Source organism: Rhizobium vallis (assembly GCF_003985155.1).
Lineage (GTDB): Bacteria > Pseudomonadota > Alphaproteobacteria > Rhizobiales > Rhizobiaceae > Rhizobium > Rhizobium vallis.
The window spans coordinates 169,006-182,461 of record NZ_ML133698.1; the positions used below are offsets into that span (position 1 = coordinate 169,006).

Here is a 13,456-nt window from a genome sequence, read left to right on the forward strand (position 1 = left end):
TTCAATTCCCTCCCACTCGGCGCGAGTGGGTGATCGGTATTTCCAGTTTCTCTGCGATGCGCACGAGATCGGCGAGCGATGCGGCCGCCATTTTCTGCATCACATTTCTTCTATGGATCTGCAGCGTGACCTCGCTGATGCCGAGTTCGGCTGCCGCCTGCTTGTTGAGCAGGCCGCTCACGACGAGCGGCAGAACCTCGCGCTCGCGCGGCGTCAGGTCGAGGTAGTGCTGTCGCAACGCATCGCGTTCGGCGCGTTCGGCCCGCTTTTCCCGGTCCTCGGCGATCGCCGCATGGACGGCTGCCATGAGGTCGGCGTCACTGAACGGTTTGGTCAGGAAATCCACGGCGCCGCGTTTGATCGCACGCACGGAGGAGGGGATGTCGCCGTGGCCGGTGATGAAGACGATCGGCGGATGATCCCCGTCGGCGATCTGTCTCTGCAGGTCGAGGCCGTTGATGTCGGGCAGCTCGATATCGAGGATAAGGCAGGCGGGGACGTCCGGCTTTTCCGCTCTCACATAATCGCCGGCCGATTCGAAGGCGGCGGCGCGCATGCCGTGTGAATCCAGCAATTCGCCGAGGGCTTCCCGGATGCGTTCATCGTCATCGACGATGAAGACGATATGGTCGTCGGCGGTCATGATGCTGCCTTCGTTTCAATAGGCAATGTGAAGATCAACGTCGCTCCGCGCGGTTCGTTCTTCTCCGCCCACAATCTTCCGCCGTGCAGCTCGACGATCGAGCGGCAGATCGCCAGCCCCATACCCATGCCGTTTTGCTTCGTCGTGAAGAACGGCTCGAACATCTTCTCGGGAAACTCGATGCCCTGGCCGTGATCGCGGATCTCGGTCTGGATGGCATTTCCGGTCTGCCGCACGCGGATCTCGATCAGCCTATCGCTTGTCACATCAAGCGCGTCGATGCCGTTGCGGATGAGATTGATCAGAACCTGCTGGATCTGGATGCGATCGATCGCGATGAACGGCAGATTGCCTTCAATTTGCATGTCGATGCGAACGCGCCGCCGCCAGGCCTCGTCGGCCATCAGGCCACGCACTTCGTCGATGATGCTGGAGAGCGTCGTCTGGATCTTCGTGTCCGCAGATTGTTTGAACAGGGCGCGAATGCGGCTGACGACATCAGCCGCCGAGTTGGCGTCCCGGATGATGCGCTCGACCGTCTTCTGCGCCCGCTCCATATTCGGCGGCTCGGCCATGAGCCAGCGCTGGCAGGCATGCGAATTCGCCACGACGGCAGCGAGCGGCTGGTTCACCTCATGGGCGATGGAGGCCGAAAGCTCGGCAAGGCTCGCCGCCTGGCTTGCCCGCGCCAGTCCCTCCTGCGCCCGGCGCAGCTCTTCCTGGGCCTGAACCTCGCCGTCGATGTCGAGGCATATGACGTTCCACTGGACGATGATGCCTTCGGCATTGCGCATCGGCGCGGCACGCGTTTCGACCCAGCGATATTCGCCATCGAACCGGCGCAGGCGATGCTTGCGCGCATAGGGTTCTCCGGTCGCCAGGCAATGGGCATATTTCGCCTTGACCTCGGCCACGTCGTCGGGATGAACGCCGGCGTCGAGCGTGCCGGCCAGGCGCGACTTGCCGGTTCCGTCAAGCTCTTCGAGTTTGTATCCGAGAAAGTCGCGCAGCTGAGGATTGCGATAGACCGGCTCTCCATCGGGCGCAGCGCAATCGATCATGGCCGGCAGCGTTTCGACGATCTGCCAAAGCGAGCGCTCCCTCTCCCGCAGCGCTTCCTCGACGCGCAGCTGATCGTCGATGTCATGGGTGAGACCGTACCACTGGACGATCTCACCGCTCTCATCCCTGAGCGGCTCGGCGCTGCCTTTCACCCAGCGGTAAACGCCATCGGCGCGCCGCAGGCGATATTGCTTGGAGAAACGTTCGCCGGTGGAAAGGGAATGATTGAGCGCCTCGACAAGGCTCGCCGTATCGTCGGGATGGACGGCGAGGTCGATGAGTGCCGCCAGCCGGCTCATGCCGGGTTTCTCCATATCGGCGACGTCGACACCGAGAAAATCGATCAGGCGCTGGTTGAAAAAGGTCGGAGCGCCTTCCGGATCGAGCCGCCAGAGCAGGCTCGGAACCATATCGACGAGTTGCGAAAGCTCACGCTCCCGATTGCGCAGCGCTTCCTGCGCGCGCATCTCGTCGTCGATGTCGACCGATATGACGTACCATTGCACGATCGCGCCGTTTTGATCCCGCAGCGGCTCGGCGCGACCGTCGACCCAGCGATAGGCTCCATCGAAACGGCGCATGCGGTATTTGATCGTGAAGGGGTCGCCGCTGGAAAGCGAGCGGTGGACCGTCTCGAGCAGCCGCGGTGCATCATCGGGATGAACGAGTGTGTGAATGACCGACGAGAGACGGCTCATGCCCGGCCTGTCCATATCGCCGACGTCGAGGCCGAAAAAGTCGATCAGGCGCTTGTTGAAGAAGACCGGTTCGCCGTTCGGTTTCAGGCGGCGGATCTGGGCCGGAACCATGTCGACCAGTTGCGAGAGTTCGCGCTCACGGTCGCGCAAGGTTTCCAGCGCGCGCACCTCCTCGTCGACGTCGAGAGAAACGCCGTACCATTGTACGACCGTCCCGTCGTCGTCACGCCGGGGCTCCACCCTGCATTCCGCCCAGCGATAGACGCCATCCTCTTCGAGCCAGCGGAACCGCATGGCGGCGCCGCTGCCGGTCTCAAAACAATTGCGCAGCGTGCGCTGCACGTCGGGCGCATCTTCGGGATAGATCAGCTCCTGCAGGAGCTCATCGATGCGCGGTTCGGGCCGCGCGTCGAAATTGGCGATGACGGCGTGGAAATGATCCTGATAGCGCTTGTTGAAGTAGATCGATCCGCTCGCCGGCTCGACGCTCCAGATGCGGACGGGAACGGCGTCGATCATCTGCTGAAGCTGCCGCTCGCTGTGGCGCACCGCCTCTTCGGCATGAACCTGATCGTCGATATCGTGGCAGAGCCCGTACCATTGGACGATGTTTCCGGCCTGGTCGCGCAAGGGCTCGGCTCGGCTCGACATCCAGCGATAAACGCCGTCGGCGCGGCGGAGCCGATACCGCATGACGAAGTTCTCGCCGGTGGCGAGGCTGTCGCGAAGCGCGTCCCTGAACCCGGCTGCATCATCGGGATGAACCGTTGCCTGCAGGACCGCCTCCAGCCGGCTCATGTCAGGCCTGTCGGCGCCGGCCACATCCATGCCGAGGAAATCGACCATCCGCCTGTTGAAGAAGGTCGGCTCGCCATCGGGCGTCAGGCGCCAGACGTGGCTCGGAACCATGTCCACAAGTTGCGAAAGCTCCCGTTCCCGATCGCGCAGCGTCTCGACGCTTTGGCGCAAGGTGAGCACCGCGAGCTGATGCTGCCTTGATATGGCGGCGACGATGAGCGCCGAAAATGCCGAGATCGCCAGAAAAAGCTGCAGCATGATCTGGTTGTGTTTCTGGGACTCGGGATCGCCGGCAAACTGGGTGGCGCCCGTTGCCGTGAAGATCGCGGTGATCAGGGCAAGCAGTGCCAGCGATACGGCCGCGCCCTTGAACTCGAAGCGGACCGCGGCCCAGAGAAGAGGCGGCATGATGATATAGGCGAAAGGAAGGTAGCCGCTGAGCGAAAGAGCGGCGACACCGAGAAAGATCAGCCCCAGGACGCAAGCTTCGATCCATTGCGCGGCCGAGAACCGGGTCTTGCCGCGCCAGCTGTGAAACACGACCAGCGCCAACGGCGCGACGATCAGGATGCCGGTAGCGTCTCCGATCCACCAGAGAGGCCAGGCCGTCAGGAAGGCCTGCGATTGGATGCCAAACCACGCCAGCGTCGCGCTTCCCACGGTTGCGCTGACGATGGGCGCAATTCCGGCGCTGATGATGACGAATGCGAGAACTTCCCGCAGGGTTTCCAGCCGAACCGGGGGTCTCAGGGTTCGGTTCACCAGCGATGCCGCGACCACCGCTTCCAGAGCGTTGCCGGCATAGATCAACAAGGCGGCCGCCGGCGGACTGTGGAACCACAAGACATTGCTGAAGAGCTCGGCCATGCAGCCACCCACGATCCACCATGGCCAGCTGCGCCGGGAGGCGAGGATGAGGGTTGCGATGAAAAGCCCGCCCGGAGGCCAGATTGATATACCCGTTCCCGGAACGATTGCGAGCGCCTGGGCAAAGCCGCAGGCGAGCACATAGGCGGCAATGAAAAGCCCGAGATAGAGAGATTGGGGACGATGCGACCAGATGCTCATGACCAACCGCTCCGGCCGGACAGACAAGGCCGGGGGATCGTCAGTTTCTGCAGCAGTCATTGTCGATTTCGGGGCCGGCGAGCTCATGTTACGAACCGTAATCCCGCTACAGCACAACCGCAACTCATGGAAACCCATAGATTGCGCGGGGATGTAGCCGGGATTCTAGGCGCGAACGGGACCGGAAGACAGTTGCTTTTCCCGCTGAGACAGCCTGGACTTCGGTTTGGCTTGCCTATGCCTAAAGGTTAGGGCGCAAGACCTCAGGCATGATGGAAGACGTGCGGCTTTCCGGTCATTGTCGATGCGAGCGAGGCATTGAAGACGAGACGCAACAGAGGGTCCGACATGAAGATCATGGTAGCGGGAGCAAGCGGCCTTATCGGAACGCAACTCACGGCGGAGCTGCGCCGGTCAGGTCATGATGTTATGGCCGCATCCCTATCGTTCGGGGTCGACACGGTGACCCGCAAGGGCCTCGAGGCGGCGATGGCAGGAGCCGAAATCGTCATCGACGTGACCAATGCCGACTCCTTCGGCGACAGTTCGGCGTTCGAGTTCTTCAGGGCCTCGACGAAGAACCTGCTTGCGGCCGCGGCGCGAGCAGGCGTCGGGCACTATCTCGCGCTCTCCGTGGTCGGCACGCCGCATCTTGTCGAAAGCGATTATTTCCGTGCGAAAGCCGTGCAGGAAAATCTCATCCGCGCCTCGGACCGGCCCTATACGATCCTGCGTTCGACGCAGTTCTACGAATTCATAAACGGATTGATCGACATTGGCGCCGAAGGCGATCTCCTTCGATTGCCTCCGGCCGCCATGAGGCCGGTCGCCGCCCGGGAAGTCGCCGCATTCCTGGCGGAACTGGCGACCGGCAATCCATTGCGCGATATCGTTGAGATCGGTGGCCCGGAACAGTTCGGCATCGATGAAATCGCCCGGATCTATCTCGCCGCAGACGAAGATCAGCGGCAGGTGGTGACCGATCCCTCCGTGTCCTATTTCGGCGTCGAGCTGACCGGCAGCGTCCTGCTTCCAGGCGCCGCGGCGCGCAGGGCGACCGAGAAGCTCTCCGACTGGCTCTACCAATCGACGGCCGCCTAGCCGCCGGGATTGAATTTAATCGAGCGAGGTAATACCTTTGAGAAGAAGAGTATTACAAAGGCGTTCGACATGGCCACGACCGTTACCGCCAAAGGGCAGGTGACCATACCCAAGCCCGTTCGGGATCTGCTCGGCATCGCTCCCGGCAGCCAGGTCGATTTTCATCGTGCGGCCGATGGCAGCGTGGTGCTGACGCGCGCCGATAAGAAACGGCCGGAGAGCCGCTTCGAAAAGCTGCGCGGCCACGCCGGCAAGGGCCTCGATACCGACGCCATCATGGCTTTGACGCGCGGCGAAACGTGACATTCGTCGATACCAATGTTCTGCTCGATCTCGTGACCGACGACCCGAAATGGTCGGACTGGTCGATCGCCCAGCTCGAGGCGGCAAGCATCGAAGGCCCCTTGCTGATCAACGACGTGATCTATGCCGAACTCGCGGTCCGCTACGAAAGGATCGAGACCCTCGAAGCTCTTCTCGACGAGGCCGGCATCGAAATGACGCCGATACCGAAGGCCGCCCTGTTTCTCGCGGGCAAGGTCTTCACCCAGTATCGGAAGGCGGGCGGAACGCGCACCGGCGTCCTTCCCGATTTCTTCATCGGCGCTCACGCAGCCGTGCAGCGGTTGCCGCTTCTGACACGAGATGTCGGCTGCTATCGCACCTATTTCCCGTCATTGAAACTGATAGCGCCCGCTTCCTGAATTTTCGACGGCCGAAGCTTTTAAAAAACCTTCATGAAAGCTCAGGGTTGAAATCGCCGCAACCGGCTCCAGATCCCGTCGGCGGCAGCCAACGAAGGGGACGGAGCATGGTCGATGGGGAATGGGGAAACGCGCACAACGATCGGGTCTGCCGGTTCAGGTCTGCTTTGGGTTTTGTTCTCGGCCTCCTTTTCCTCCTCGTCTGCCCGCAGGCATTTGCGGCATCCGCCGATATCGGCGGTTTGACGGTGAGCCTGCCTGATGCTGCCGCCGGCTGGAGGAAAGCCGGCAAGGGCGATCTCTTCATGCTGCAGAAGGATTTTTCACAGACGGGGGACGACAAGCGCGGCAGCGCGTTGATCCAGATCTCCACGCCCATCCCGGCAGCACGCAGTTCGCTCCCGGCCGGCCTCAAGTCCTTCGTCGCGACGCTTCCCGAAATGGCCAAGGAAGACATTCTGATCAAGCATTACGGGGTCACCGTGAACGGCCACGATATCCGCGTGGAGGAACGCTGCTGCGTTCAGCAGCAGGAGATAAGCATCAAGCAGATCGTCGTCGGCATCGCCGGCGACAAGCGGCAGGCCTATCTGCAACTCTTGCTGTTGAACCTCAGCGGCGACAGAGGCAATAGCGCCGAGGCCTATTTCGAGGCTATCGTGCGTTCCGTGAAGCTCAATCCTTCCGACAAGGATTTCGATCTCGCGCCCGCAAGCGACGACGGCGGGCTCGAGGGCGTCTTCACCCATCTCGATACCGGCGTTCGGCCGAATGTCTTCGGCGGCATGGACCTCTATTCCGACAGCGAGATCAACATTTTCGACCCGAAAGGCCTGTTCAGCACCGAACTGCCGAAGGGCGGCCGGAGCATCGTCGAGCACTGCAAGGACAATCCGACCGATTGCGGCCTCTACAGGCTCGCGGGCGGCGGGTTCTTCTCGTCGGCCGGGTTGATCGAAATGCGCAGCGTCACCTCTCCCTACGGGACGATCGAGATCGAGACCAAGAGCTTCTCGAAGAAGGGGCAGGACCTGGTGATCGCCGACGAAGACTATCGCGCCGTGCCGCGGTTCGAGGATGGCGCCACGCTTGACGGCACATGGGTCTATACCTTCGCATCGAGCGGCATGACCATGACCTCCTCGGGATCGGTCGCCGCCAGCCGCGTGCTGACGTTACATAAAAACGGCGTTTTCGAACGCACCGGCTGGTCCGGCGTCTCGATGACCAATGAGATCGGCGGATCGCAAACCGGCGTCACCACCTCAGGCGACCGGCCTGGTTCAAGCGGACGCTACAGGCTTTCGGGCTATCGCCTCGACCTAACCGATACGAGCGGCAAGACGGAGAGCATGAGCATCTTCGAACCTGATAAAGGCTCGGATGGACTGCTGGTTATCAACGGCACCAGCTACCTGAAGGATGATGGGGGCTAACAGGAGCGCGCCCACAACCCGTCTCCAGATTTAACTTGCCTTGAATTCTGCGAGTCTTTTTATTTGCATCTATCGATTGAATTTTAGCACTTTTGATCGAGGTATAGCATTCATAGACTCAGTTTTGATGAAAAACGTCATTTTCTCCTCGATCATTCTGTTTTCAAAATTATCGGAAAAGGCTGCCCTGATGCGGGGGCTTCTGCTTTCCGCTCTTCTGTTATTGCTGTGTGCTTGCAGTAATTTTACCAGGGAGTTTGATGTTTATTCCGCTGACAGCACTATCCTCGTGTCCAGCGATGGGAGCGCTCGCGTATCAGAGACGTTCAAGATTTTCGCCAAGCAAGAGTCCAACTATGGCGGTGTCTATGTCGATATCCCTCAGCGGTTCATCGATGCCGACAATCGTGCTCATTGGAGAGATTTCAGTCTGCTATCGACAAGTCGCGACGGATCTCCCGAGTACCACTTCAGGGAGCAAAGCTTGGAGGGCTATTCGGTCTATGTCGGTGAAAGGCGTTGCAGAAGTTGTAGTCCGAGATTTCATCTCGGTTTGAACACGATAACGATCGACTACAGGTTGGGCCGGCTGGTTCAGGAAGACGCAGCGCGTCAGACGCTGGTCTTGCCGGCGTTCATGGGCAGCGTTCATGACCGCGGAGCCGCAAAGACAATCCTTGTCACGATACCCGCAGGCGGGACTTTGCGGTCCTCTCAAGGTGAGCATGCGGGTTATGATGTAACCTGGCGCTCGCCGACAGAGCTGACGATATCTATACCGCTTGGTAAGGCGGATCGAACACTGCCGGGGATCGAGATTGAATATCCGGTGGGGACCTTTCTTCCCGCAACAAACGCACAGCTTCTCAGTTGGTGGCTTTCCGATCACCTATTGATTTTTGCAAGCCTGATAGGCCCAGCGATTGCGGCCATCTTTACCGGATTTCGGCTTCGGCGGAGCTATCGACTAAATCGAATATCCTGGCCCGACATCGATGGAAAACTGATCGAAAGAACGTCGCCCGTTCTTGCCGCCTATCTGCATTTTCGCTGGGAGAAAACTGCGGACAGGCCGGCTTTCCTAGCATCCTTGTGCCGACTGGCGATTGCGAAAAGACTTCGCATCTCCAGTCTCGGGGAGGACGCCGAGGTGTCTGACGTGCTTCCGTATAACGCGAGGAGGAAACCCGGCGTCAAACGGCCAAGCCTTGCCTTTCCGCTCCATGTAGTCCTGGACCGAATCCGCAAACATCCATCTGACAATGGCAACTGCTCGGCGGCTGATGTCTTCCATGGTGCCGGCGATGAATTGAGAGCTGCGGCTTCCAGCGAGTATCGGCAAAAAAGAGGCGAGGGTATCAAGACATATGTCTGGACCTTTTGCGTGATTATGGCTGTCAGTGCGGTGGTTGCCTATCTATCCGGGCTCGTGGTTTTCTCATTGGCTATGTTTGCAATCCCAATCACGGTAATGGCGCTGATCACAGCTTTGCTGCATCCGGAGAAAGCCATCGAAATTGGAGGATCTGCACGAGCAAAGTCGATTTTCAGCATATTCGTCGGAATGCCTTTCCTCCTTATTAGCTCGACTTACTACGTATCGAAGTATCCGCCCTCCGGCGACAAGTTGCCCTACCTTGCCGCGATCTGTGTCGATGTTGCCGGGAGCATTCTTGTTGTTGCGATGATTAGGCTTCCTACGCTCAGTCAAATACGGATTCGCGCCAACTTGCAGACGTTGCGACGCTATATGCTCGGGCAAGCCAGCGGCCAGGAGATGTCCGTTGCGGTTTATGAACGCTATTTGCCTTACGCCATCGCATTCGATCTTGAGCACGGTTGGAGCGAGGTATTCGATGCTTGGCGACAAGCCAACGGCATCGCTTCATACGCTCCTGATTGGCTGAGCGGGCCTGAACCATAGGCATTTTAGCCGCGGGCTGTGGCCTGTCATTCGCCGAGCCATTTTGGGCCTTTGGCGTTGCCGACATTGGTGAAATCTGCCTGCGTCCACAGGTGTCGGCACGCGTCAAAACAGGCGTTTTGGTTAAGCGTTTGTAATTCGGTCACGAATCGAGGCATATATTAACTGCGCAGCTGAAGCGCTTTCGTTCAAAATTGCGCAGTTGCCTGGGGAAAGAGATCATGCAGCCGAGTCTTGCTTTTCAAGATGATCAAGAGCACCTCCCGTCGCTTCTGGCAACAGATGCGACGGAGTTATCCTATCAACTTCAGCAGCATCAGGCAAAAATCTTTCCTCCGCTGTCGCAAAAGACGATCCGGACATTTTCGCCGGCCGAAGCCGCGGCCTTCATCGGCATCGGCGAAGGCTATCTCCGGCAGGTGGCGGCTGACGGTCACGGGCCTGATCCGCTTCCAAACGGGCGCAGGCTCTATAGCGCGACCGACATGGACCGGATTCGCCGGGTCCTTGACGAGCGCAACGGAACGCCGAAATATGTGCCGGCCCGCAGGCCGGGCGAAAAGCTGCAGATCATCTCCGTGATGAATTTCAAGGGCGGTTCGGGCAAGACCACGACCGCGGCTCATCTGGCGCAGTTCATGGCGCTCCGGGGCTACCGCGTGTTGGCCGTCGATCTCGATCCGCAGGCATCCTTGTCCGCACTCTTCGGCCATCAGCCGGAGTTCGACGTCGGGGAAGGCGAGACGATCTATGGTGCGATCCGCTATGAGGAGCCGCGCCCGATCGCCGATATCGTGCGCGCCACCTACACGCCCAATCTTCATCTCATCCCCGGCAATCTCGAGCTGATGGAATTCGAGCACGAGACGCCGAAAGCCATGGCATCGGGGACGGCGGAGACCATGTTCTTCGCCCGCATCGGCGAGGTGCTGACCGATATCGAGAGCCTTTACGACGTCGTGGTCATCGACTGCCCGCCGCAGCTCGGGTTCCTGACCATGTCGGCACTCTGCGCCGCGACCTCGGTGCTGATCACCGTTCATCCGCAGATGCTCGACGTCATGTCGATGTCGCAGTTCCTGACGATGACGAGCGAATTGATGTCGGTGGTCGAGAAGGCCGGCGGGCGCACCAGCTATGACTGGATGCGCTATCTCGTGACGCGGTTCGAGCCGAATGACGGGCCGCAGAGCCAGATGACCGGCTTCATGCGGGCGATCTTCGGCAATCGCATGCTGCACAATCCCATGGTGAAGTCGACGGCGGTTGCCGATGCCGGCGTCACCAAGCAGACCCTTTACGAGGTGGAGCGGTCGCAGTTCACACGCGGAACCTATGATCGGGCGCTGGAGTCGCTGAACCTCGTGAATGGCGAGATCGAGGCGCATATCCGCTCCACCTGGGGAAGGAAATAGAGATGGCGCGCAAGAACCTCATCGAGATTTCCGCGCCCAACCCGGCCAGGACGGAAACGGTCGCGCCGCGCGACAATCGCCCGATTGCGGGCTTCGTCCCGCAGGAACGCAGTGCGGCACCCGTCGGCGGCATCACGAAGACGCTCGGCAACATCACCGAAAAAATGGAGCGGGCAAGCGAGCTCGAACGCCAGCTCGCCGCCGGCCAGATGATCGTCGAACTCGATCCAGGCCTGATCGACGCCTCCTTCGTCAGCGACCGACTGGCGATCGACGCGGCTGAGCTTGCCGACCTCGTCGAGCAGATCCGCGATCACGGGCAGCAGGTTCCGATCCTGGTGCGCCCGCATCCCGAGACCAAGGGGCGCTATCAGGTTGCCTACGGCCATCGCCGCCTGGCCGCCACCAGGAAAATCGGCATCAGGGTGCGCGCTGTTGTCCGCGACCTGACCGACGGTCAGCTGGTCGTCAGCCAGGGCCAGGAAAACAGCGCCCGGACCAATCTTTCCTATGTCGAACGCGCGCTCTTTGCCTCACGGCTGGAAGAGCGCGGCTTCGGCCGTGACGTCATCATGGCGGCGCTCAGCGTCGACAAGGCGGCGCTTTCGAGAATGCTGATCGTGATCCGGCAGGTCCCCCTGGAACTCATCAACGCCATCGGTGCTGCGCCTGACATCGGCCGCCGGCGATGGCTGGAGCTGGGCGAGCGGCTGGAAAATGCCGACGTCGACAAGATCATCGCCGAGTTGTCCGCGGACGACGCGCGCAAAATTTCGAGTGACGAGCGGTTTCACCAGGCATTCGTGCTGGCAACGAAGAGGGCGGCCGCGCCGAAGTCCGCAGCGGTCAAATCAGAGGTCAGCGGTGTGCCGGTGACGGTCAAAAAGACAGCGTCCGGCGCAACCTTCGTCTTTGACGGCAAGTCCGCGCCCGGTTTCGATCAATTCGTCCAGGAAAGGCTGCAGAGCCTGTTCCAGGAGTTCAAAAAGCACAGAGGAGCGTAGCGCGCAAAAGAAAAAGGCCCCCAACGACGCCGTCGTGGAAGCCCTTCTCAGATCTTAAGCACATCGAGAATCGCATTTCCACGAATCACAGTCAAGCGTCCTGGCACCGAAAAGGGTGGACGGTTTTCTTTTGCCTAAACTGAGGTGAAGGCAAATGGAGAGTGGATATGTGACGACGCCCTTTGGGCGGCGGCCGATGTCGCTTGGCATGCTGGCAAGCCAGCAACTGGCCGAGACGATCGAGCCGGGGATAAAACGCAGCAAATGGAAGCTGTTCAGGGCGATCTGCGAAGCGCGGCCGGCGCTTGGCGTGACAGACCGGGCGCTGACGGTGCTCGATGCGCTTTTGACCTTCTACCCCGACGACGAGATTTCCGAAGAGAAGGGCCTGATCGTCTTTCCCTCGAACGCGCAGCTTTCGCTTCGCGCCCGTGGGATGACGCCGGCGACGCTGAGGCGGCATCTTGCCGTGCTGGTCGAGGCCGGCCTGATCTTGCGCAAGGACAGCGCGAACGGAAAGCGCTATGCGCGCCGCGACAGGGCGGGGGCGATCGGCGAGGCCTTCGGCTTCAGCGTCGCGCCGCTTCTGGCACGTGCGGTCGAGATCGAAAGCCTTGCCGCTGCGGCAGTCGCCGACCGGGAGCTCGTCAGGGCGACCAGGGAGCGCCTGACGGTGTGCCGGCGCGATATCTCGAAGCTGATTGCGGCAGCCATCGAGGAAGGAGTTCCGGGCGACTGGGAGCAGATGTCGATGCTGTTTCGCGATCTCGTTCTGCGGCTTCCGCGCGTGGCCAGTGCGGTAGCGTTGACGGCGCTGCTCGACGAGATGGGGCTGTTGCGCGAGGAAGCGGTCAACTTGCTGGAAAGGCAGGTAAAAATTAAAAAAATAGACGCCAATGAGTCTCAAATTGAGCGCCACAAACAGAATTCAAACCCCGACTCCACATCTGAACTTGAACCAGGCTTCGAGACGAAGCAGGGCGCGAAGGCGGCGGCCGATAACGACCCGATCGCCGAGCCGCAGGACGAGCCAAGGCTGAAACATCAGGGGGCTTCCGGCAGGAAACCGCCGATGGCCGATCCGGCGGCCGGGCATGGCCTGAAATCCTTCCCGCTCGGCCTCGTTCTCCAGGCCTGCCCGCAAATTCAAGATTACGGACCGGGCGGAACGATCAGCAATTGGCGCGACCTGATGTCGGCCGCCGTCGTCGTCCGCTCGATGCTGGGCGTCAGCCCCTCGGCCTATGAGGAGGCCTGCGCCGGCATGGGGCCGGAAAACGCCGCGACGGTGATCGCCTGCATTCTGGAAAGAGGCGGACACATCAATTCGCCCGGCGGTTATCTCCGCGATCTCACCCGAAGGACCGAGAGAGGCGAGTTTGCAATCGGCCCGATGCTGATGGCGCTGGTGCGGGCAAATGGTGGAGTGGCGAAACGTACTGGCTGAACGGATGGCGTATCTGGCGGCCAGGGAGCTGAGACCAGGTCTGACTTTGCCCGAGCCATCGCTGCGAGATTATGCAAGATTGTGCCTTTGGATGTGCGATATAGTCAGGAAGGCTCTAAGGTTTGCAGGCGTGACAGAAGTGAAGCACGATAGAGC

Annotated in this window: 10 protein-coding genes; 8 read left to right on the top strand and 2 right to left on the bottom strand. The window is 60.5% G+C overall.

Features of this window, described 5'->3' with window-relative positions; genetic code table 11:
- Position 1 precedes the first annotated feature (1 nt).
- Positions 2-643, bottom strand: a complete 642-nt coding sequence (locus EFQ99_RS28860) for a response regulator transcription factor (RefSeq protein WP_126924570.1) — start codon at positions 641-643, stop codon at positions 2-4.
- Positions 640-4,269, bottom strand: a complete 3,630-nt coding sequence (locus EFQ99_RS28865) for a PAS domain-containing protein (protein WP_126924571.1) — start codon at positions 4,267-4,269, stop codon at positions 640-642. Before EFQ99_RS28865 ends, EFQ99_RS28860 begins: the two co-directional genes overlap by 4 nt.
- A gap of 348 nt (positions 4,270-4,617) precedes the next feature.
- Between EFQ99_RS28865 and EFQ99_RS28870 the strand changes: the two genes are divergently transcribed.
- The 8 genes from EFQ99_RS28870 (at position 4,618) to repC (ending at position 13,300) form a co-directional block, all read left to right on the top strand.
- The gene (locus EFQ99_RS28870) at positions 4,618-5,370 is read left to right on the top strand and encodes an SDR family oxidoreductase (protein WP_126924572.1); all 753 of its coding nucleotides are present in this window, start codon (positions 4,618-4,620) and stop codon (positions 5,368-5,370) included.
- 69 nt (positions 5,371-5,439) lie between these two features.
- A complete protein-coding gene (locus EFQ99_RS28875) occupies positions 5,440-5,673 on the top strand; it encodes an AbrB/MazE/SpoVT family DNA-binding domain-containing protein (RefSeq protein ID WP_126924573.1) in 234 nt (77 codons plus the stop codon).
- The gene (locus tag EFQ99_RS28880; RefSeq protein ID WP_126924574.1) at positions 5,670-6,074 is read left to right on the top strand and encodes a type II toxin-antitoxin system VapC family toxin; all 405 of its coding nucleotides are present in this window, start codon (positions 5,670-5,672) and stop codon (positions 6,072-6,074) included. The genes EFQ99_RS28875 and EFQ99_RS28880 overlap by 4 nt, the downstream gene beginning before the upstream one ends.
- 107 nt (positions 6,075-6,181) lie before the next feature.
- Positions 6,182-7,510 carry a hypothetical protein gene (locus EFQ99_RS28885; protein WP_126924575.1) on the top strand — a complete coding sequence of 443 codons (1,329 nt, stop codon included), beginning with the start codon at positions 6,182-6,184 and terminating at the stop codon, positions 7,508-7,510.
- Positions 7,511-7,637: 127 nt separating this feature from the next.
- On the top strand, positions 7,638-9,434 hold the full coding sequence (locus tag EFQ99_RS28890) for a DUF2207 family protein (protein ID WP_126924576.1): 1,797 nt from the start codon (positions 7,638-7,640) through the stop codon (positions 9,432-9,434).
- Between the two features lie 221 nt (positions 9,435-9,655).
- The gene (gene repA / locus EFQ99_RS28895; RefSeq protein ID WP_126924577.1) at positions 9,656-10,849 is read left to right on the top strand and encodes a plasmid partitioning protein RepA; all 1,194 of its coding nucleotides are present in this window, start codon (positions 9,656-9,658) and stop codon (positions 10,847-10,849) included.
- A 2-nt stretch (positions 10,850-10,851) separates the two neighbouring features.
- Positions 10,852-11,853 carry a plasmid partitioning protein RepB gene (repB, locus tag EFQ99_RS28900; protein ID WP_126924578.1) on the top strand — a complete coding sequence of 334 codons (1,002 nt, stop codon included), beginning with the start codon at positions 10,852-10,854 and terminating at the stop codon, positions 11,851-11,853.
- A gap of 154 nt (positions 11,854-12,007) precedes the next feature.
- Positions 12,008-13,300 (top strand): plasmid replication protein RepC, encoded by a 1,293-nt coding sequence (repC, locus tag EFQ99_RS28905; RefSeq protein ID WP_126924579.1) that lies wholly within the window; start codon positions 12,008-12,010, stop codon positions 13,298-13,300.
- Positions 13,301-13,456 lie beyond the last annotated feature (156 nt).